The following is a 21,559-nucleotide window of genomic DNA, read 5'->3' as shown; positions in this document are numbered from 1 at the left end:
AGGCATCGCATGCACCTGTTGCGAACGGTCCCGGGCGGCTTCGTCGACGACACGGCGGGCGTGATCCGCATCGATCAACGTCCGGCCGACATCGTCGTGCTCAGCTCGGCGGATACGACGCTGTCGCTGCTGGCGAGCGTCGTCGAGCGGCTCGGGCCGGATTTTCCGAGCCTGAGGCTCGCGAACGTCACCTGGCTGCGCCAGCCTGCTTCGGTCGATTTTTACGTCGACGACGTGCTGCAGCATGCGCGCGTCGTGGTGGTCGATCACCTCGGCGGAGAGGCTTACTGGCCCTACGGCATCGAGCGGGTCGTCGATCTCGCGGAAAAACGCGGACAGATGCTCGTGATGTTCTCGGGCGACCTCCAGGAAGATCCGAACCTGATCGCGCAAAGCACGGCCAGTCCCGCGTTCTGCACACGCCTGTGGCGATACCTGCGCGAGGGCGGACCGGCCAACGCCGAGGCCTTCATGCGCGCGATTGCCTGGCATGCGCTCGACTGGGGCGACGAACCGGCCTTGCCGATGCCGGTGCCCAATGCAGTGCTCTACCATCCCGAACGCGATACGCCAACGGCCGCCGACTGGCAGGCCCGCTGGCAGGCCACGGCGCCTGTGGTGGCGATCCTCTTTTATCGCGCGCATCTGCAGGCCGCGAACACGGCCGTATTCGATGCGCTCATCGATGCGCTGGAGGCACGCGGGCTGAATCCGCTGCCGATTGCGATCACCTCGCTCAAGGACGCCGTGAGCCGCGATGTCGTTGCGCGGCTGTGCGACGAGCATGACGTTAGGCTGGTGCTCAACACGACGGCCTTCGCGGCATCGACGCCGGACGATCCGGAGCAGTTGCCCGTATTCGGTGTGGACGCGCCGGTTTTGCAGGTCATCCTGAGCGGCGGGAATCGCGACCATTGGATCAAGGACAATCAAGGTCTCAATTCGCGCGATATCGCCATGCATGTGGCGCTGCCCGAAGTGGACGGCCGCATCATTACGCGGGCGATCAGTTTCAAGGGGCTCGCGTATCGTTGTCCCCACACCGAAGTCGATGTCGTGCGCTACCAGCCGGACATGGAGCGTGTCGCGTTCGTTGCGGAGCTGAGCCGGCGCTGGTGCCGGTTGCGCAGCCTGCGCAACGACGAAAAGCGGCTGGCCCTCGTGCTGGCCAATTACCCGGTCAGCGAGGGGCGCATCGGCAATGGCGTGGGGCTCGACACACCTGCCTCGGTCGTCGAGATCCTGAGATCGCTGCGCGAGCAGGGTTATCGCGTCGATGCCTTGCCCGAAGACGGCGATGCGCTGATGACCCGACTCACGCAGGGCGTGACCAACGATCCGGAGGTGCGCGATCTGCGTCCGGCATTGCAGAGCCTGCCGCTCGACGATTATCTGAGGTCGTTCGCGGCACTGCCCGTCGAAGTACGCGACGCGTTGAACGCGCGCTGGGGCCCGCCGGAAAACGACCCGACGGTTCGCCAGGGACGCTTCATGATCGCCGGCTGGCGCTGCGCTCGCGTGTTCATCGGCATCCAGCCGTCGCGCTCGCGCGTGGCGGGCGACTACGCGAGCTACCACGACGCCGATCTCGTTCCGCCGCATGCTTACCTGGCGTTCTACTTCTGGTTGCGCGAGATTTTCGGTGTCGATGCGCTCGTGCACGTCGGCAAGCACGGCAGCCTCGAATGGCTGCCGGGCAAGAGCGTCGCGCTCAGCGACAGTTGCTGGCCCGACCTGACGCTCGGGCCGATGCCGCACCTCTATCCGTTCATCGTCAACGATCCGGGCGAGGGGAGCCAGGCGAAACGGCGGGCGCAGGCCGTCATCATCGATCATTTGATGCCGCCACTGACGCGCGCCGAGTCCTATGGCCCGTTGCAGGATCTGGAGCGGCAGGTCGATGAATATTACGAGGCGCTGATGGTCGATGCGCGTCGTGCGAAGCTGCTGCGAGGCACCATCCTCGATACGATCGTCAAGCACCGTCTGCACGAAGAGCTGAGTCTTTCGAAGCCGCGCGGACAGGACGAGGAAGACGAGTTGCTCACGCGCGTCGATGCCTGGTTATGCGAATTGAAGGAAGCGCAGATTCGCGATGGCTTGCACGTGTTCGGCCGTTCGCCTGCCGGGCGCGAGCGACGCGACACGCTGCTTGCGCTGATGCGCTTTCCGGTCGGCGATGGAAAAGGCGGCAATGCCGGGCTGATCGATGCACTTGCGAAAGACTTGGGCATCGCCCGGCTATTCGATCCGCTGACGGCCGAATGGTCCGCGCCGTGGACCGGGCCGCGTCCCGCGCTGTTGGCGCAGGTAAGCGATGCGCCGTGGCGGCATAACGGCGATACGCGCGAGCGCCTCGAATTGCTGGCGGCGAAGCTGCTTGACGACCTGGATGGAGATACGCCTGGTCCCGCGCTGAATCAACACGCGTTCACGCATGCGTCGGCGGTGCTGGAGCGCGCATTCGCAGATGTCCTGCCGCGCCTCGATGCTTGCGGCCATGAAGAGCTTCGTCACCTCACGCGCGGCCTCGAAGGCCGCTTCGTTCCACCGGGGCCGAGCGGGTCGCCGTCGCGTGGCCGGCCTGACGTGCTGCCTACCGGACGCAATTTCTATTCGGTCGATACACGCGCGATTCCCACGCAGGCAGCATGGGCGCTCGGCGTGAAATCGGCAGGATCACTAATCGAGCGCCATTTGCAGGAGCACGGCGATTATCCGCGCGCGATCGGCTTGTCGGTGTGGGGCACGGCGACGATGCGAACCGGCGGCGACGACATCGCGCAGGCGTTCGCGCTGCTCGGCGTGCGCCCGAAGTGGGCGCCCGGCAGCCACCGCGTGACGGACTTCGAGATCATGCCGTCGAGTGCGCTCGGCCGGCCGCGTATCGACGTGATGCTGCGCGTATCGGGATTCTTCCGCGATGCTTTCGCAAACGTGATGCACATGTTCGACGCCGCGGTGCAGGCGGTGGCCGAACTCGACGACGAACCGGAAGATGTCAATCCGGTCCGCGCGCGCGTGCTGCGCGAGCGGGATGCCTGGGTCGCGCGCGGGCTGGACCAGCAGGAAGCGCGCCGCCGGGCGGGTTGGCGGGTGTTCAGCTCGAAGCCGGGGGCGTACGGCGCCGGGCTGCAACAGATGATCGACGAGGGCGACTGGCAGACCGACGCGGATCTGGCGCGCGCGTACCGCGAGTGGGGCAGCTATGCGTATGCGCAGACCAGCGCGGGCGAGCACGCGCCGGCGGCGTTCGCGACGCGGCTCGCAAGCGTCGATGTGGTGCTCCAGAACCAGGATAACCGCGAGCACGACGTTCTCGATTCGAACGATTATTACCAGTTCCAGGGGGGCATGGCTGCGGCCGTGCGGCATTTCTCCGGACAGCAGCCGCAGATTTACCACGCCGATCACAGCAACCCGGATGCACCGCGTGTGCGGCCCTTGAGCGAAGAGATCGCTCGCGTGATCCGGTCGCGCGTGGTCAATCCAAAATGGCTCGACGGCGTCAAGCGACACGGCTACAAGGGTGCTGCCGAAATTGCCGCGACAGTCGATTATCTGTTCGGTTACGACGCCACGGCTCGCGTGATTTCCGATCACCAGTACGCGCTCGTGACCGATGCCTGCGTCAACGATGACGACACGCGGGCATTCATGCAGCGGCACAATCCTCACGCGCTGCGCTCGGTTTGCGAGCGGTTGCTCGAAGCAATCGGGCGCGGCCTGTGGCAGGAGCCCGGCGACTACCGCGCAAAGATCGAAGAACACCTGCTGGCCGCCGAGCAGCAGATTGAGGAGAAGCTACAGTGAGTCAGATGCAGTCGATATCCACGGCGATGCCGCAGCCGTTTCCGCTCACTGCACTGATTGGGCAGGACGCGTTGCGCGAGGCACTGCTGCTGGCAGCGGTCGATCCGTCGATCGGCGGTGTACTGATCAGCGGGCCGCGAGGCACGGCGAAATCGACCGCAGCGCGCTCGCTGGCGGATCTGCTGCCGGACGGCCACTTCGTGACGCTGCCGTTGGGGGCGAGCGAAGACCGCCTGGTTGGCACACTCGACCTCGACCTGGTGCTGCGAGGCGGCGCGCTGAAGTTTTCGCCGGGGCTGCTCGCGCGTGCGCATAACGGCGTGCTTTACGTCGACGAGGTGAACCTGCTGGCCGATGGGCTCGTCGATGTCGTGCTCGATGCGGCCGCGAGCGGCATCAACGTGGTCGAGCGCGATGGGGTCTCGCACAGTCATGCCGCGCGGTTCGTGCTGATCGGGACGATGAATCCCGAAGAAGGCGAGTTGCGTCCGCAGTTGCTGGATCGCTTCGGCTTGATGGTGCAGCTCGAAAACTGCTTCGATGCACAGATCCGGCAGCAGATCGTCCGCACGCGCATGGCGTTCGATCTCGATCCCGAGGCGTTTCGCCAAACATATGCAACGGCACAGCTGCAACTGGCGCAGCAGATTCGCGCGGCGCGCGCGGCGTTGTCGGGGCTGACGTTTGCCGACGAAGTGCACGAGACGGTTAGCGCACGCTGCATCGAAGCCCGCGTCGATGGGTTGCGGGCCGATCTGGTGATGCTGCGCGCCGCGCGGGCGCTGGCGGCGCTGGAGGCGGCGCTCGTCGTGACCGGCGCACACGTCGACCGCGTTGCGGAACTGGTGCTGTGCCACCGGCGGCGCGAACAGTCGCCGGATGCGCGTCCGGCGGATTCCGGTGGCCAGTCCGATGTGCGGCGTGAGGATGACCGCGAAGGCGGGCAGTCTGCAAGACCGGACGCCGCATCTGCGATGGAACCCCGCCGCGCTGACGACGCGGACTGGGGCTATCTGCCGCCCGAACCGGCGGGCATCACGCGCGTGAAGGACGTCATCCCGCTTTCAATAAAAAAACGCTGATCCATCGGAAGGGCGCCACCGCTGATTCCAGCGGGTTCCGATGGATGCCAGGCCTTCCCGGCACGCACGCGGCCGCGCGCCGCGCAGCGCCTGGTGAGCCACGTGAGCCAGGCGCGCGCGGACAGCGCATTGCATGGCCAGCGACGCTCGCCCGCAAGGGGCGCTCGCCGCTGCATGCGGATCATCTGCGCTTCGTGCGCCACGAGTCGGCGGATGGCACGCTGCATTGCTTCCTGCTCGACTGTTCGGCGTCGATGCTCGGCGGCGGGCGTCTCGCACGCGCCAAAGGACTGCTCTTGGCATGCTTCGATCGTGCCGCGGCCGGGCGCGAAGAGGTCTCGCTGATTTCATTCGGCGGAGGGCGCGCCGATGTGCGCTTCGGGCCCGCCGTCCCGCGCTGGTGGAACGAGCGCTGGATACAGCCGGTGGGCGGGGGCGGCGGCACGCCATTCGCGCTCGGCGTTGCGACGGCCGCGGGTCTGCTGGCGCGTGCGAAGCGGCGCAAGCCATCTCAGCAACGGGTGTTATGGGTAGTGAGCGACGCACGCACCCGGGAACAGCCCGCCAGACCGCCGGCTGCGGATCGGGTGGTGGTGATCGACTGCGCTCAGGGAGCGGCGGGGCGAGGTCTGCAACTCGCCCGCGCATGGGGTGCGGACTACCTGCTGCCGGAGGACCTGGTGGTCATTTCATGAGCGTGCGCGTGTGCGCATTCCTCACGCTTCATACCATCGCGGCGTGTAGATCCATTCCCCGTTAGCTCCGCCCGCAATGCCGCGTGTCGTGGACGAACCGACGATGACCATCGTCCGCATGTCCACCTGTGCGGATTGCAGCTCGCCAAGCGTCGTCGTGGTCAGCGCTTCGCCGGGACGGCCAATGTCCCGGCCAAGCACGACGCGGGTGGCGGGCGAGCGCTGCTCACGCACGATCTCGAGGGCCCGGTCGAGCTGCCACGGTCTGGCTCGCGATATCGGGTTGTAGAGCGCCATCACGAGATCCGCTTCGGCCGCGTGGCGCAGGCGGCTTTCGATGATGCTCCACGGCTTCAAATTGTCGGACAGCGACAGCACGCAAAAGTCGTGTCCAAGCGGCGCGCCTGCCTTGGCCGCAGTGGCCATCGCGGCGGAGATGCCCGGGACGATGCGCAGATCGACGGTTTTCCAGCGCGCATCGCTGCTCGTGTCGAGTGCTTCGAAGACGGCTGCGGCCATCGCGAACACGCCCGGGTCCCCCGACGACACCACGACAACCTGCCTGCCTTCGCAGGCCAGTTCGAACGCGTGGCGCGCACGCAGCAGTTCCTCCCGGTTGTCGGTGCAGTGCAGGCGTTGCTCGTCGCGAAACGGGCCGGCCATCTTCACGTAGGTTTCATAGCCGAGGATATCGGTCGCAGCATCCAGCGCCGCGCGCGCGTCGGGGGCCATGAGCCCTGCGCTGCCGGGCCCAAGCCCGACCACGCTCAGACGGCCCCGGCAACGGCCGATTCGCGAGGGGGCGACAGGCATGGGAGCGACCGCGAGCGTCACGCCGCTGGCATGAGCACGGATCTCGTATCGCGGGGTCGTCGAGTCCGCCAGCATGTGGGCAACGTTCGGAACGCCATCGGCGAATCGAAGAGGAATGCTGAGCGATGACGCCGCCGCTTCCAGCAACGGGTCGCCCATCCGTGAAGCAGGAGCCAGCAGTGCCGCGAGCGCATCCGGCGCCAGCCCATGCGCCGCCATGGCTTCGGCAATGGCGGCCGCGCTGCACGCTTGCGTTTCCGTTTCCGGCACGCAAGCCACAACGCTGCGCGGATGGATGACGAGTTCGCCGCGCCTGCTTTCTGTCGCGCGCGGCGTGACCCGGATCGTGAGCGCGGCCCGCTCGTCTTTGGGAATCGGCGCGTCGTCCAGCCACGGCGCAGCGCCCTCGATACGCACGCCTTCGCCAGCAAGCAGATCGGACACGAAATGCTTGCCCTGATCGAGATCGGCGAGCACATAGCCCTCCGGCGGATCGAGCAGACAGGTGCCGAATCGCAATTCGCCGCTCGTCGTGATGGCAGGCGCCACGTCGAGCGCCTGCGCGATCTTGCGGGCCAGCGTGTTGACGCCCGCCAGTCCGCCGAGCAGGGGGACGACCGCGCTGCCGTCCTCGGCCACGGCCAGCACGGGCGGCTCGGCGCCCTTGTTGGCGAGCATCGGCGCGAGGCAGCGGATCACGATGCCAGCCGCACAGAGCGCGATGATCGGCACGCCTTGCGCATAGAGCGTCTGTAGATGTTCGCCCAGTTGCGTGAAGGCGATATCGGCTTCGCCTTCGACTCGCGGCAGCAGCCCGTGGATCGACGCGCCGGGGCACGCATTCTTGATGCGTCGTGCCACCGGCAATGCGCTGCGCCCGAGCACGACGAGTACGGGCGGCGTGGTATTCATCCCTGCCATTTCTGCCCCGGCACAACGAGTAGCGAGAAGTACGGCGAAGCCATCGGGTCGACAAGCGCCAGCGGCACGATCCGCTGGTTCGGCATGGTGGCGCGCTCGACGTACAGTGCGCGGCTCGCGAGCCCCAGCTCATCGAGCACGCGGCGGACTTTGGCGAAGTTGCGGCCGAGCTTCATGATCACGGCGGCGTCGGTTTGCGCGAGCTTGCTGCGCAGTTCGTCCTCGGACATGACGCCTGAGAGGATGGCGAGGCTCTGGTTGCGATAGACGAGCGGCGTGCCGAGCACCGCGGTTCCGCCAAGCATGGAGCAGACGCCAGGCACGACTTCGACGCGAAACTGGCCGGCCAGCCGGTCGTGCAGGTACATGTAAGAACCGTAGAAGAACGGATCGCCTTCGCATACGACGGCTACGTCGCGGCCCGCATCCAGGTGCTCGCCGATCACGGCTGCCGCCGTATCGTAGAAGTCGGCGATGATCGTCTCGTACGACAACGGCGGCTCCAGTGCCTCGGTTGTGACCGGATAGACGAGCGGCAGCCGGATTTGCACGCCGTCGAGGTGCGATTCGACGATGCTGAACGCGTTGCCTTTCTTGCCCTTGGCCACGAAGTAGGCGACGACAGGCGCCGCCTTGAGCAGACGGAGTGCCTTGAGCGTCAGCAGTTCCGGATCGCCGGGCCCGACGCCGATGCCAAAGAGTTGCCCACGGTTGTTCATCATTCGATTTCCGATGCCAGGGCGTTGACGGCGGCGGCGGCCATGGCGCTGCCGCCGCGCCGGCCTTCGACGATCACGTAGGGGACGCCGCGGCTGTTGGCGGCGAGCGCGGCCTTCGATTCCGCCGCACCGACGAATCCCACGGGAAAGCCGAGGATCAGCGCCGGGCGCGGCGCGCCGGCGTCGAGCATGTCGAGCAGGTGGAACAGGGCGGTGGGTGCGTTGCCGATTGCGACGACGCTGCCTTTGAGCTTCGAACGCCAGAGTTCGAGCGCCGCCGCCGAGCGCGTGTTGCCGATCGTGCGCGCGAGCTGCGGCACGGCGGGGTCGCCGAGCGTGCACACCACGTCGTTGGCAGCGGGCAAACGCGCGCGCGTGACCCCTTCCGCAACCATGCGCGCATCGCAGAGGATCGGCGCGCCGCCAGCAAGCGCGTCGCGGCCGGCTGCGCCCGCGCCATCGGAGAAACGCAATGCCTCGACGATATCGACCATCCCGCACGCGTGAATCACGCGAACGGCGAGTTTTTCAAGGTCGGGCGGGATGCGGGACAGATCGGCTTCGGCGCGTATCGTTGCGAACGACTGGCGGTAGATGGCTTGTCCGTCGCGAACGTAGTCAGTCATCAAGTGTGCTCCGGGCGGCAGCGCCTAGCAGTTGGGCGGCCGCTTCGAGGGTCAGGTTTGTGCCGATGCGCACGCCAAAGCGTGCGGCGACATCGGACGTGGTCAGGGGCGCGCAGGCAGGCAACGGCTCCTGGCGATAGAGGTCATAACGTCCCGCTTCGACGGCCAGCAGCGTGTACGGCGCACAGTGCGCCGCCGCGCACGAACGCGGGCAGCCGCTCAGATGAACGTCGACGCCATCGGGTAGCCGTTGCGCGAGATCGAGCGCGTCGCGCTTGGTGTCGGCGAGCCCTTTCGTGCAGCCTGTCGAGCCCGCGCATGCGATGAGCCGCGCGAGCGGCGCCTGAGCATCGAGCAGGAAGCCGAGCGATGCGAGGCGCTGTTTGGCATCCGCGACAGCAGCGGCTGGCACATCGGGTATCAGCACGCTTTGCCATGGCGTCAACCTGAACGTGCCGTTGCCGTATTCCTCTGCAAGCATCGGGAGGGCGCGCAGACCGTGCGTATCGATACGGCCCAGCGGCGGCTGGCCGCCGACATGCCACAGGCGGGCATCGCGTTGCCGCCAGGCGCCGAATCGGCGGCCGGGGTCGGCGGGGGCGCGACGCCATGCGCAAATCGTGGAATCGCATCGCAGTTCGATGGCTGCGCGGGTGGCGGCGCGGGTCACGATGTCCGCACCGGACAGCCGGCGCAGAAGGTCGCGCATGCGGTTCTCGTCGGGCGCGGCGACGTCGAGAAACGTGTGCAGCAGCGCCATGATCATGGCGGGGAGATCGCGCGCGCGAACCGCAGCCAGTGCGGGGTTTGCTGCAGTGTCCTGCAGCGCAGTCGGCTGCCCCGCAAGGCCGATGGCGAACCACGGTTCGTCATCGGCTTTCGCTTCCATTGCAGCGAACCAGAGATCATGCGGATGATCGAGCGCGGCGAGACGCTCGCCGCCGTCCAGCAGCAAGCAAAACTTGGGGGACAGCGCAGCAAGACGCGGCTCGCTTTGCAGCAGGACAAGGATCTCCCGTGCGAGCGGTTGCGTGTCGCACAAGGCGTATTCGTCGATGCCGGCGCCTGGGCTCAGCAGCAGATTGCGCACGTCGTCGGCTACCGTTGCCTGCCATGCGGCCTGCGCGGCCGGAATTTGCGGCCCGAGGCCTGCATCGCGCAGTCGCCGGCTCAGTTCGGCTTCATGCCCCGATTTCACGCCGCGCAATTGCAGGTTGGCGCGATTCGTCAGCTCGACGATTCCCGACGCATGCGCCTCGGCTGCATCGGCGATGGCGAGCGCCTGCGCCGCGTGCAGCACGCCGCCAGGCAGCTTGACGCGACACAGCCCGCCGTCGCGCGCAGCGACGATGCGCGACAACGCAGGGCAGGCCGATGGCCGTAACGAAGGCAGTGAAACGTGGCTCAAGGTTCAACGAAGTTGGCGTCGTACGACTGCCACGTTGTCTCGACAGGGAGAGAACGCGCACCGGTACACCCCGCCCGGTGAGGGCTTGCACGATCGATGGGCCGGCAGGTCTCCTGGCTCGCAGGTCGTCGTCCGCACCGGCCTTCCCGGTTCTCCAGTGGCACCCTGGGGGTGTGGACTCGCTGCTTACAGTTGCGGGGGCAGCCACAGCTTCAACTGTGTTCCCTTGAAGCCCCGAAGGGCACCGGCAAAGCGGTATTATGCCTTTTTTCAGGACGGCCTCGAAACGCGCAGGTGTCACGGATAGCGGATGACGAACGGGAGTGTGATGGGTTGCTGGCTGACGATTGTGGGCATCGGCGAGGACGGTTTCGCGGGTTTGGGGCGTGCGGCCCGGCGAGCGTTGCTGGATGCCGGGGTTGTCATCGGCGGCGAACGGCATCTGGCCATGCTGCCCGCGCGGATTCGCGCACGCCGGCAAGCGTGGCCGAAACCGTTCGATATCGGCAGCATCGAGTCGCATCGCGGCACGCCGGTCTGCGTGCTGGCAAGCGGCGATCCGATGATGTTCGGCGTGGGGGCCACGCTTGCGCGTGTTGTCCCGCCTGATCAGATGCGCGTGATTTCCAGCCCGTCTTCGTTATCGCTCGCGGCGGCGCGTCTTGGCTGGCCGTTGCAGGATGTCGAGACAGTTTCTCTCGTGAACCGGCCCATCGCCGTGCTGAATGCGCATTTGCGTGAGGGCGCGCGCGTGCTGGTGCTGAGCCGGGACAGCGCAACGCCGTCCGCGATCGCTGGACTGCTGAACGAGCGCGGATTCGGCGCGACCGAAATGGCGGTCTTCGAAAATCTCGGTGGACCGCGCGAGAAGCGCCTGCATCTGCGCGCAGACGCATGGCAGGACACGTCGATCGGCGCGCTGAACATCGTGGCGCTGACCTGTCACGCTTGCCCTACGCCAGGGGGGCAAGGGGGCCGGTCGCTGCCGCTGACACATGGCCTGCCGGACGATGCTTTCCAGCACGACGGCCAGTTGACCAAGCGCGATGTGCGCGCGATCACGCTTGCGCGCCTTGCTCCATTTCCCGGCGCCTTGCTGTGGGATGTTGGGGCAGGGTGCGGATCGATCGGCATCGAATGGATGCGGGCGCATCCGGCGTGCCGTGCCATCGCGATCGAGTCGGATGCGCGCAGGCAGGCTTTCATTTCACACAACCGCGACGCGCTCGGTGTGCCGGATCTGCAACTGGTGGCGGGCCGGGCGCCCGATGCGCTGGCGGGACTGCCGGCTCCCGATGCGGTGTTCATCGGCGGTGGCGTGACCGTACCGGGGGTGCTCGATGCGTGCTGGGCGACGCTGCGCGATGGCGGCCGGCTGGTGGCCAATGCCGTCACGCTCCAGGGCGAGGCGGTGCTGATCGACTGGCGCAACCGCCATGGCGGCACGCTGACGCGCGTTGCGCTGAGCGAGGCTCAGCCGCTCGGCGGTTTCGATACGTGGCGCGCCGCCTTGCCGATTACGTTGCTGGACGTGACGAAATCCGCTACGGCCCGGGCCGCGGCAGAGGCACAGCCGTGACGATGCGCGACGAAACGCCGGAAGCGCCGCGTCCGCTGCGCAGCGGCTATACGACGGGCAGCTGCGCGACGGCTACGTCGCTGGCGGCTGCGCGTCTGTTGCTGGGCGGCCTTTGCACCGATGTCGTCCAGATCGTGCTGCCGAAAGGCCAGCATGTGCCGATGCCGCTCGCGTTCTGCCGCTTCATCAATGGCCGCGATGCGGCGGATGGCGCGGAAGCCGGAACGGTCAAGGATGCCGGCGACGATCCCGATGTCACGCACGGCGCGGTCGTGTTCGCCCGAGTGCAATTGAGCGCGGAGCCGGGCGTGCGGTTTCATGCCGGCCCCGGCGTGGGCACCGTTACGCGCGCCGGTTTGACCTTGCCGGTCGGCGAGCCGGCCATCAATCCGGTGCCGCGCCAGATGATGTGCGAGCACCTTGCGGGCCTCGCGGCCGAATATGGATACGCGGGCGGTTTCGAGGTCACGATCGGCGTCGAGGGCGGTGAGGCGCTGGCGCTCAAGACGATGAATCCGCGCCTGGGCATCATCGGCGGGTTATCGATCCTCGGTACGACCGGCATCGTGCGGCCGTTTTCGTGCTCGGCCTATATTGCGTCGATCCATCAGGGCATCGACGTTGCCAGGGCCAATGGCTACCGGCATATTGCCGCCTGCACCGGTAACGCGAGCGAGGACGCGATGCGCGCGCATTACGGCCTGCCCGACATCGCGTTGATCGAGATGGGGGATTTCGTCGGTGCCGTGCTCAAGCACCTGCGCCGCGCGCCGGTCGAGAAGCTGAGCCTGTGCGGCGGTTTCGGCAAGCTGAGCAAGCTGGCGGCGGGTCATCTCGACCTGCATAGCCGCAGCTCGAGCATCGACTTGCCGCTGCTCGCGCAATGGGCGGCGGAATCGGGCGCCGATGACACCTTGCAGAACGAGATCCGCGCGGCCAATACGAGCCAGCAGGCGCTGGCGATGGCGACGCAGCGCGGCATTGCGCTCGGCGATATCGTGTGCCGCCATGCTCTGCGCGTCGCACAAGGGATCGTGCCGCCCGGCGTTAGCGTCGAAGTGTTTGCGATCGACCGCGTCGGGAATTTCGTCGGAGTCGCGCAATGACCCGGATTCTGCTGCTGGGCGGCACCGGGGACGCGCTGAAGATCGCACAGCGGCTCGGGCCGGGCGATGTGTACAGCCTGGCCGGATTGGGCAGGGTGCCGCAGGATCTCGCGTGCGAGGTTCGCGTCGGCGGCTTTGGCGGAGCCGAAGGGCTGGCCCGGTATGTCGACGATCAGCGCATCGGCCTGATCGTCGATGCCACGCATCCGTACGCGGCGCGTATCAGCGCGAATGGGGCGCGTGCGAGCCGGCTTGCGGGTGTGCCGTGCTGGGCGCTGCGTCGTCCGGCCTGGCAGCCGCAATCCGGTGATGACTGGCGTTTCGTGAACGGATGGAGCGAGCTGTGCAGCGAGCTTGCCGGATTTTCGCGCCCGCTGTTCACGCTGGGACGCGAGCCGCTGTTGCATCTCGACGAGATCCCCGCGCATCAACACTGGACGATTCGCTGCCTCGACGATCACCCGGGTAACGCCCGGGCGCGGGTGATCGGCGTGCGCGGTCCGTTCACGCATGAGGGCGAGCGGGCGCTGTTCGATGCCGGCGGAATCGATGTCGTGGTCAGCAAGAACAGCGGCGGCGCGGCGACCGAGGCGAAACTGGAGGTGGCGCGCGAGCGCGGGCTGCCGGTCGTGATGCTGGCACGCCCGCTTTTGCCCGAGGTCGATCGCGCGTTCGACACGATCGAAGTCCTGCTTGCCGAAATAGAGACGTTGCGGACCGTCGCGACTGTCCGTACCATCCGCCCCGGCTTATGACGGAGTGAGGCATGACGGTTTACTTTATCGGCGCAGGACCCGGCGATCCTGAACTTGTAACGGTCAAGGGCCAGCGCCTGATCCGCAGCTGTCCCGTGATTCTCTATGCGGGCTCGCTCGTTCCGGACGCGGTACTGGACGGCCATCAGGCGGGGCTCGTCGTGAACACGGCCGACCTCGATCTCGATGCGATCGTTCAGTTGCTCGCCGACGCGCACGCGAAAGGGCAAGACGTCGCGCGCGTGCATTCCGGCGACCCATCGCTTTATGGCGCTATCGGCGAGCAGATGCGCCGTATCCGGGCGCTGGGCATCCCCTATGAGATCGTGCCGGGGGTAACGGCAACGGCGGCCTGCGCGGCGACGCTCGGCTGCGAACTGACGCTGCCGGGCGTATCGCAGACGCTGATTCTGACCCGCTACGCGACGAAGACCGCGATGCCCGAGGGCGAGGGTCTGGCCGATCTGGCCCGGCATCGGTCCACCATGGCGATCCATCTGGGTGTCCGGCACCTCGCGAAAATCGTCGCGGAATTGCTGCCGCACTACGGCAGTGATTGCCCGATTGCCGTTGTTTACCGCGCGAGTTGGCCGGACGAGGAACGCGTGACGGGCACCCTGGCCGATATCGTCGGCAAGGTGCAGCAGACCGATATCGAGCGTACTGCCCTGATTCTGGTCGGACGTGTGCTGGCCGCAGAAGGATTTGCCGATTCGTCTTTGTACGCGCCGGCCTGATCGTTACGCGCGGCCGATCTTTCCTTTAATTCATGAATCGGTCGCGCAAAGCCGCAATCTATAGCCGCTCGATCAGACGTGCGTCGCCGTGTTCGCAGTACTCATGGCATGCCGCGCGTGCAGCGTTGGCCGCTCCATGCACGAAAAGCGGTGCATCCGCGCGCCGCGACATCGACACCACGATCGACGGCGGCGAAGGCTGCAATGGCAGCTCGACCACTTCGCCACGCGCGATCAGATCGTCGACGAACAGACGCGGAATCGCCGCCACGCCGAAGCCGTCGCGTACCAGTTGCACGATCACCGAAATCGACGGCGAACCGGTGATGCGCGTATCCGCGAGCGGCACGCCGTTGGCGAGCGCGAGTTTGCCGACGATGTCCTCCAGCGCGCGATGCGGTGCCGTCCCGCGCCCGAACGTCAAAATCGGATGACGCAGCACGCGCTTCGCGAGTCCACTGCGCGAAAGCGGTAGCAGCCCCGCGCGCGCTATCCAGTGCACGGGATAATTCGCGAGCGCATCACACACCACGGATTCTTCGTCACTGCCTTCCACGCGGATGATGAGATCGAGTTCGCCTGCCATCAATCGCCGCTGCAAGACCACACTCACATCTACCGCCAGTTCCACTTCGAGCTGCGGAAAGTCGTTCGAGAGTCGCCGCATGTAATCGGCGAGCCAGCTATGCACGACCGTCTCGATCACGCCGAGCCGCAGTTTGCCGCGCATCGCGCCTTCATGCGACGCAGCGGCCTGCAACTGACGCGTCGCCTCGACCACGGCTTTGGCATAGCCGAGCAGATATTCGCCGTTCGGCGTGAGCCGGAATTCGCGGCTCTCGCGATCGACGAGCGCGGTGTGCAATTCGTCTTCCAGTGCCTTCAGGCGCTGCGAGATCGCGGCAGGCGTGGCGTGCAATGCCGTCGCGGTGGTCCGGAAGCTGCGCAGTTTGGCGAGCGTGACGAAGGTTTCGAGAAAGCGAGTGTTCATAGCCCAAATATGGCCGTTGCCAGTGGCTCAAACCGCTCCAGAAAAACTCAACATGACTAGGGGAAACCCGCGATTCCGTTAAGAAATTCTATCCGCCGGAGGCAAAGAAAACTAGTTGGCGTCAAAAAACCTTCTTTTCTATGCTTCGCTTGACGGTAAGTAAAACGCATCGCCACCGCCGATAAACCGACGCAAATCCACCAGAGCACCGCTGACACCATGACTCCATTCGAATTTCGCCAGGCCGTACGCCATCGCGACTTCCGTGGCCCGACGGCCGGACACTGCGGCGACTATGCGCAAGCCAATCTCGCGATCCTGCCGGCCGCGTACGCGCACGATTTCCTGCGCTTTTGTCATGCGAATCCGAAACCGTGCCCGCTGCTCGGCGTGGGGGAGCCCGGCGACTTCCGCGTGCCGATGCTCGGGCGCGACATCGACATCCGCACCGACGTCCCCGCGTACAACGTCTATCGCGACGGCCATCTGAGCGAGTGCGTCGAATCGATTGAAGCGCTCTGGCAAGACGATTTCGTCGTCTTCGCGCTGGGTTGTTCGTTTTCGTTCGAGCATATGCTCGCGAAGGAAGGCATCGGCCTGCGCCACGTCGAGGAAGGCCGCAACGTGCCGATGTACCGAACCCATATTCCCAACCAGCGCGCGGGTGTGTTCGGCGGAGAACTCGTTGTGTCAATGCGGCCGCTGCGCGGCGCCGACGCGATTCGCGCCGTGCAGATCACGAGCCGCTTTCCGGGCGTGCATGGCGCCCCCGTGCATATCGGCGATCCGGCCGAACTTGGCATTGCCGATCTCGCGCACCCCGAGTTCGGTGACGCGGTGACGATCCGCCCGGGCGAACTGCCTGTCTATTGGGCTTGCGGTGTGACGCCGCAAACCGCGCTGATGGCCGCGAAGCTGCCGCTCGCGATCGCGCATGCGCCCGGCCATATGCTGATGACGGATATCACCAACACGTCGCTCGCTATTTTCTGATCTTCCGGCGGCGCGCGCCGCGCCGCCGCACGACACGCGATTCACAACACCCTGAAGCCATCCGGCCGCGCAGCCCGGAGGGAATGACGCATCCCTACGCTCATGCGTGGCTTCAACCGTTACCCATGCGTCTATCCATAGGAGCAGCAGATGGACAGCAAGACATACACGGCAAGCGTGGACGATGCCGCCGACATGCAGTCGACCACCGCAAGCCCGCAACTTTCCTGGTACGCCGAAGCGGGCCCGCGCGCACGGCGCGCGTTCTGGAGTTGCAAGATCGGCTACATGCTCGACGGCATGGACACGCAAATGCTGTCCTTCGTTATCCCGACGCTCGTCGCCACCTGGGGCATCTCACTCGCGGACGCGGGCTTTATCGGCACCATGACGCTGCTTTCCTCCGCGCTTGGCGGCTGGATCGCGGGGATTCTCTCGGATCGCATCGGCCGCGTGCGCACGTTGCAGCTTACCGTCCTGTGGTTTGCGGTATTTACGGGCTTGTGCGGCCTCGCCCAGAACTACGGCCAGTTACTCGCGGCTCGGGCATTGATGGGCTTCGGCTTCGGCGGCGAGTGGACGGCGGGCGCGGTGCTGATCGGCGAAGTGATCCGCGCCCGCGACCGCGGCAAGGCGGTCGGTCTCGTTCAGTCGGGCTGGGCGCTCGGCTGGGGCATCGCGGCCCTGCTCTACGCGGTGCTGTTCTCCGCGTTGGCCCCTGAGATCGCTTGGCGTGCGCTGTTTCTGATCGGACTCGTGCCGGCTCTCCTCGTGCTCGTGATTCGCCGCTACGTGAAGGAGCCCGAAGTATTCGAGCAGGCCAAGGTCCATCAGCGGGACACCAACGACACACCGCGCTTCACCGAGATCTTCTCGCCGAAACTGCTCTCCACGACGCTGCGCGCCGCGCTGCTCACGACAGGCGCGCAAGGCGGCTACTACGCGATCACGACCTGGCTGCCGACCTTCCTCAAGACCGAACGTCATCTTACGGTGATGGGCACGGGCGGCTATCTGGCGATGATCATCGCCGGCTCATACGCGGGCTACCTGTGCAGCGCATGGCTCACGGACCGCCTCGGACGCAAGCCCAACTTCATTTTGTTCGCGGCAGGCTCAATGGCGATCGCCTTCGCCTACACGTCGTTGCCGCTCACGAACGCATCGATGTTGTGGCTCGGCTTTCCGCTCGGCTTTTTCGCGTCGGGCATCTTCTCCGGCATGGGCGCGTTTCTCACCGAACTCTTTCCGACGCGTGTGCGTGGCTCAGGCCAGGGGTTTTGCTACAACGTCGGCCGCGCGATCGGGGCCCTGTTTCCGGTGCTGATTGGCGCTATGTCGAATCGCTTCGGCCTCGGCGCGAGCATCGGCATGTTCGCCGTGGCCGCGTATGGCGTGCTGATCGTCGCGGCGCTCACGCTGCCTGAAACGCGCGGCCGCGAACTCGAATCGGCCTGAATTGCACCTTGCGTATTCCATTACCCCTTTCGCATCACGACGACACAATGAATCACGATCACGCATCCGACGTTTGCACCGCTTCCCGCTGGCAGTTCTGGATCGACCGCGGAGGCACGTTCACCGACATCGTCGCGCGCCGCCCGAATGGCACGCTCACCACGCACAAGCTGCTCTCCGAAAATCCGGAGCAGTACCAGGACGCGGCTGTCGCAGGGATTCGCCATTTGCTTGGCCTGCGAGCCGGAGAACCCATTACGCCGCGCGACGTCGAGATGGTGAAGATGGGCACGACGGTGGCGACCAATGCGCTGCTCGAACGCAAGGGCGAGCCCGTCGCGCTCGTGACCACGCGCGGCTTTCGCGACGTATTGCGCATCGCGTACCAGAATCGTCCCCGCCTGTTCGATCTCGACATCGCATTGCCGGAAGCACTCTACGAATGCGTGGTGGAAATCGACGAGCGCGTGAGCGCGCAAGGCGAGGTGGTCGTCCCGCTCGAACGCGCGGCTGCGGAGCGCGCGCTGCGAGAGGTCTACGACAAGGGCATCCGCGCGCTCGCCATCGTGCTGGTTCACGGTTATCGCTACACGTCGCATGAAAGCGGGCTTGCGGAGTTGGCGCGCCGCATCGGCTTCACGCAGATCTCGGTTTCCCACGAAGTCTCGCCGTTAATGAAGATGGTCTCGCGCGGCGATACAACCGTGGTGGATGCCTATCTGTCGCCGATCCTGCGCCGATATGTGGATCAGGTCGCCGGCGAGATGCCGGGCGTGAACCTGCAGTTCATGCAAAGCAGCGGCGGACTGACACGCGCCGACGTATTCCAGGGCAAGGATGCAATTCTTTCCGGTCCGGCCGGCGGTATCGTCGGCATGGTGCGCGCGGCACAGGCAGCGGGCTTCGATCGTGTCATCGGCTTCGACATGGGGGGCACATCGACGGACGTATCGCACTTCAACGGTGAGTTCGAGCGCGTATTCGAAACGCAGGTGGCGGGCGTGCGCATGCGCGCGCCGATGATGAGCATCCATACCGTGGCGGCAGGAGGGGGATCGGTGCTCGGTTTCGACGGCGCCCGGTTGCGGGTCGGCCCCGACTCGGCGGGCGCTAATCCTGGCCCTGCTGCGTACCGGCGCGGCGGCCCGCTCGCGGTCACCGACTGCAATGTGATGCTCGGCAAGATTCAGCCCGACTATTTTCCGTGCGTATTCGGTCCGCACGCGAACGAGCCGCTCGATCGCGGCATCGTCACTGAACGCTTTCAGGCACTCGCCGATGAAATCTTCGCGGCTACAGGGCAGCGTCGCACGCCAGAAGAACTTGCGGAAGGTTATCTGGAGATCGCCATTGGCAGCATGGCGAATGCGATCAAGAAGATTTCCGTGCAGCGCGGTCACGACGTCTCGCAGTACGTGCTGACGACTTTTGGCGGCGCGGGCGGCCAGCATGCGTGCGGTGTCGCCGACGCGCTTGGCATGACGCAGGTGTTCGCACATCCGCTCGCGGGCGTGCTCTCCGCTTACGGGATGGGGCTCGCGGATCAGACCGCAATGCGCGAGCGAGCGCTCGAAATCGCGCTCGACGAGTCTTCGCTTGCGACGCTGGAAGCCGCGCTTGATGCGCTTGCAGACGAGGCCACCAGTGCACTGCTCGATCAGGGCGTGGACGCCGCGCGCATCACGACTGAGAGACGCGTCCATCTGCGCTATCAGGGCACCGATTCGACGCTTTCAGTGTCGGCGGGCAGCGTCGAGGCGATGCGCACCGCCTTCGAAGCGGCGTATCGTCAACGCTATGCGTTTTTGATGACAGATACCCCCCTCGTCGCGGAGCTCGCTTCCGTCGAAGCAATCGGCCGCTCGGATGCACCCGTCGATGTTGGCGCTGTGCCACCGCGCGCGGCGGGCGAAGCGCCGCGCGCGCAAACGGTCGTGCGCATGTATTCGGGAGGCGGCTGGCACGACGCATCGCTCTACCAGCGCGAGACGCTCTGCGCAGGCGACGTGCTCGACGGTCCGGCGATCATTGCAGAGAAGAATGGCACGACCGTGGTCGAGCCGGGATGGGAGGCAGCGCTGACTACGCAGGGTAACGTGGTGATGACACGCGTACAACCGCTGCCGACGCGCCGCTCGATCGGCACCGAGGCTGATCCGGTGCGCCTCGAGATCTTCAACAATCTGTTCATGTCGATTGCCGAGCAGATGGGGTTGCGTCTGCAGAATACGGCGTATTCGGTGAACATCAAGGAGCGTCTCGACTTCTCGTGCGCGATCTTCGATGCCGCGGGCAATCTGATTGCGAACGCGCCGCACATGCCCGTGCATCTCGGATCGATGGGCGAGAGCATCAAGACCGTCATCGAGCGAAATCGCGGTGCGATGCGAGACGGCGATGTGTTCATGCTCAACGATCCCTATCACGGCGGCACGCATTTGCCCGACGTGACCGTCATTACGCCCGTGTTTGCCGACGATTCGACCGATCCGCTCTTCTATGTCGGCTCGCGAGGACATCATGCCGATATTGGCGGAGTCACGCCCGGATCGATGCCCGCCGCCTCATCGCATATCGAGGAAGAGGGCGTGTTGATCGATAACTGGCGACTCGTATCGGCGGGTGTGCTGCGCGACGCCGAAACGCGCGCGCTGCTTGCGTCCGGGCGCTATCCGGCGCGCAACGTCGCGCAGAACATGGCCGATCTGCGCGCGCAAATCGCAGCAAACCAGAAGGGAGTGGACGAGCTGCGCCGCCTGGTCGCCCATTCCGGCCGCGACGTGGTGCTCGCCTTCATGCAGCACGTTCAGGACAACGCGGAAGAAGCGGTGCGCCGCGTGATCGGCGCGCTCAAGGACGGTGCGTACCGCTACGAACTCGATAACGGCGCGGTGATCGAAGTCGCCGTTCGCGTCGACGCAGCGACACGCAGCGCGACCGTCGACTTCAGCGGAACGTCCGCGCAACTGCCGAACAACTTCAACGCGCCGAAGGCGGTCTGCATGGCTGCGGTGCTATACGTGTTCCGCACGCTCGTTGGCGACGATATCCCGCTCAACGCGGGTTGCCTGAAGCCTCTTTCGGTGATTGTTCCGGACGGCTCGATGCTCAGTCCGGTTTATCCGGCGGCGGTGGTCTCAGGAAACGTGGAGACATCGTCCGCGATCACGAATGCACTCTATGGTGCACTGGGCATCGTGGCATCGAGTCAGGGCACGATGAACAACTTCACGTTCGGCGACGCTCGCTACCAGTACTACGAGACGATTGCAGGCGGCAGCGGTGCGGGCGAGGGCTTCTGCGGCGTCGACGCGGTACAGACGCACATGACCAACTCGCGCCTGACCGACCCCGAAGTGCTCGAATGGCGCTATCCCGTGCGACTCGAATCTCACCTGATCCGCGAAGGGTCGGGCGGCGAAGGACGTTGGCGCGGTGGTAACGGTGCGATTCGGCGCATCCGCTTTCTCGCGCCGATGACGGCCTCAATTCTCTCGAACAACCGCCTTCACGCGCCATTCGGCGCTGCGGGTGGACGTGCGGGAAGACGGGGCAGCAATCGCGTCGAGCGCGCGGACGGCGATGTGGTCGCATTGGGCCACATTGCGAGCGTCGAGATGGGGGCGGGCGATGTGTTCGTGGTGGAAACGCCCGGTGGCGGCGGTTTCGGTAAGCCGTAAGCGCGTTGCCGCGGGCCGTGCGTGCGGCGCGGCCCAGCGGTCGACTGGCAACCCCGTTCAGCGGTATTGGACGCAAGCGGGGAAAAGCGCTCTCTCTATAAGGATAGGAGTACCGATCCAACCAGTCATCGAGCATAGGGTCGAGACGTTCTCGCTTCACGATCGGCAGATCTCCATGCACGC

At 65.8% G+C, this 21,559-nt stretch carries 15 protein-coding genes and 1 riboswitch; of the genes, 10 read left to right on the top strand and 5 right to left on the bottom strand.

Features of this window, described 5'->3' with window-relative positions; translation table 11 throughout:
• Nucleotides 1-9: 9 nt before the first annotated feature.
• Genes cobN through NH14_RS28515 form a run of 3 tightly spaced genes read left to right on the top strand, consistent with a single transcriptional unit; the run spans nt 10 to nt 5,590 of the window.
• Entirely contained in the window at nt 10-3,813 is a 3,804-nt protein-coding gene (cobN, locus tag NH14_RS28525) for a cobaltochelatase subunit CobN (RefSeq protein WP_035533438.1), read from the top strand.
• 5 nt (nt 3,814-3,818) lie between these two features.
• On the top strand, nt 3,819-4,895 hold the full coding sequence (locus NH14_RS28520; RefSeq protein WP_035533377.1) for a magnesium chelatase ATPase subunit I: 1,077 nt from the start codon (nt 3,819-3,821) through the stop codon (nt 4,893-4,895).
• A 44-nt stretch (nt 4,896-4,939) separates the two neighbouring features.
• The gene (locus tag NH14_RS28515; protein ID WP_152617298.1) at nt 4,940-5,590 is read left to right on the top strand and encodes a vWA domain-containing protein; all 651 of its coding nucleotides are present in this window, start codon (nt 4,940-4,942) and stop codon (nt 5,588-5,590) included.
• A gap of 21 nt (nt 5,591-5,611) precedes the next feature.
• On the opposite strand, the gene cobJ is transcribed toward NH14_RS28515, so the two are convergent.
• Genes cobJ through cobG form a run of 4 tightly spaced genes read right to left on the bottom strand, consistent with a single transcriptional unit; the run spans nt 5,612 to nt 10,029 of the window.
• On the bottom strand, nt 5,612-7,324 hold the full coding sequence (gene cobJ, locus NH14_RS28510) for a precorrin-3B C(17)-methyltransferase (protein ID WP_035533379.1): 1,713 nt from the start codon (nt 7,322-7,324) through the stop codon (nt 5,612-5,614).
• Nucleotides 7,312-8,043, bottom strand: coding sequence for a precorrin-2 C(20)-methyltransferase (locus tag NH14_RS28505; protein ID WP_035533381.1), 732 nt, complete (start codon nt 8,041-8,043; stop codon nt 7,312-7,314). The genes cobJ and NH14_RS28505 overlap by 13 nt, the downstream gene beginning before the upstream one ends.
• Entirely contained in the window at nt 8,043-8,669 is a 627-nt protein-coding gene (locus NH14_RS28500) for a precorrin-8X methylmutase (RefSeq protein WP_035533383.1), read from the bottom strand. Before NH14_RS28500 ends, NH14_RS28505 begins: the two co-directional genes overlap by 1 nt.
• Nucleotides 8,662-10,029 carry a precorrin-3B synthase gene (gene cobG, locus NH14_RS28495; RefSeq protein WP_237179795.1) on the bottom strand — a complete coding sequence of 456 codons (1,368 nt, stop codon included), beginning with the start codon at nt 10,027-10,029 and terminating at the stop codon, nt 8,662-8,664. The genes NH14_RS28500 and cobG overlap by 8 nt, the downstream gene beginning before the upstream one ends.
• A gap of 134 nt (nt 10,030-10,163) precedes the next feature.
• Nucleotides 10,164-10,341: riboswitch (cobalamin riboswitch) on the bottom strand.
• Nucleotides 10,342-10,405: 64 nt separating this feature from the next.
• Here cobG and NH14_RS28490 point away from each other — a divergent pair.
• From NH14_RS28490 to cobM, 4 genes are read left to right on the top strand one after another with little or no spacing between them, the layout of a single operon-like run.
• A complete protein-coding gene (locus NH14_RS28490) occupies nt 10,406-11,656 on the top strand; it encodes a bifunctional cobalt-precorrin-7 (C(5))-methyltransferase/cobalt-precorrin-6B (C(15))-methyltransferase (RefSeq protein ID WP_035533443.1) in 1,251 nt (416 codons plus the stop codon).
• A 2-nt stretch (nt 11,657-11,658) separates the two neighbouring features.
• Nucleotides 11,659-12,762: a cobalt-precorrin-5B (C(1))-methyltransferase gene (locus tag NH14_RS28485; protein WP_035533387.1), complete on the top strand. Its 1,104-nt coding sequence runs from the start codon at nt 11,659-11,661 to the stop codon at nt 12,760-12,762.
• Nucleotides 12,759-13,517, top strand: a complete 759-nt coding sequence (locus NH14_RS28480) for a cobalt-precorrin-6A reductase (RefSeq protein ID WP_035533389.1) — start codon at nt 12,759-12,761, stop codon at nt 13,515-13,517. Before NH14_RS28485 ends, NH14_RS28480 begins: the two co-directional genes overlap by 4 nt.
• A gap of 11 nt (nt 13,518-13,528) precedes the next feature.
• Complete coding sequence (gene cobM / locus NH14_RS28475) at nt 13,529-14,254, top strand: precorrin-4 C(11)-methyltransferase (protein WP_035533391.1); 726 nt, start codon at nt 13,529-13,531, stop codon at nt 14,252-14,254.
• Between the two features lie 58 nt (nt 14,255-14,312).
• Here cobM and NH14_RS28470 read toward each other — a convergent pair whose 3' ends face one another.
• Nucleotides 14,313-15,245, bottom strand: a complete 933-nt coding sequence (locus NH14_RS28470) for a LysR family transcriptional regulator (RefSeq protein WP_035533393.1) — start codon at nt 15,243-15,245, stop codon at nt 14,313-14,315.
• A 195-nt stretch (nt 15,246-15,440) separates the two neighbouring features.
• On the opposite strand from NH14_RS28470, the gene NH14_RS28465 reads away from it, so the two are divergent.
• The 3 genes from NH14_RS28465 to NH14_RS28455 all read left to right on the top strand — a co-directional run bounded on the left by NH14_RS28465 (nt 15,441) and on the right by NH14_RS28455 (nt 21,376).
• Nucleotides 15,441-16,238 (top strand): putative hydro-lyase, encoded by a 798-nt coding sequence (locus NH14_RS28465; protein ID WP_276511632.1) that lies wholly within the window; start codon nt 15,441-15,443, stop codon nt 16,236-16,238.
• A 150-nt stretch (nt 16,239-16,388) separates the two neighbouring features.
• Nucleotides 16,389-17,696, top strand: coding sequence for an MFS transporter (locus tag NH14_RS28460; RefSeq protein WP_035533397.1), 1,308 nt, complete (start codon nt 16,389-16,391; stop codon nt 17,694-17,696).
• A gap of 47 nt (nt 17,697-17,743) precedes the next feature.
• The gene (locus NH14_RS28455; protein ID WP_035533399.1) at nt 17,744-21,376 is read left to right on the top strand and encodes a hydantoinase B/oxoprolinase family protein; all 3,633 of its coding nucleotides are present in this window, start codon (nt 17,744-17,746) and stop codon (nt 21,374-21,376) included.
• Nucleotides 21,377-21,559 lie beyond the last annotated feature (183 nt).

The sequence above is a fragment of the Paraburkholderia sacchari genome, from assembly GCF_000785435.2.
In the GTDB taxonomy this organism is placed as follows: Bacteria; Pseudomonadota; Gammaproteobacteria; order Burkholderiales; family Burkholderiaceae; genus Paraburkholderia; species Paraburkholderia sacchari.
This window is presented reverse-complemented; position numbering and strand designations above follow the sequence as displayed.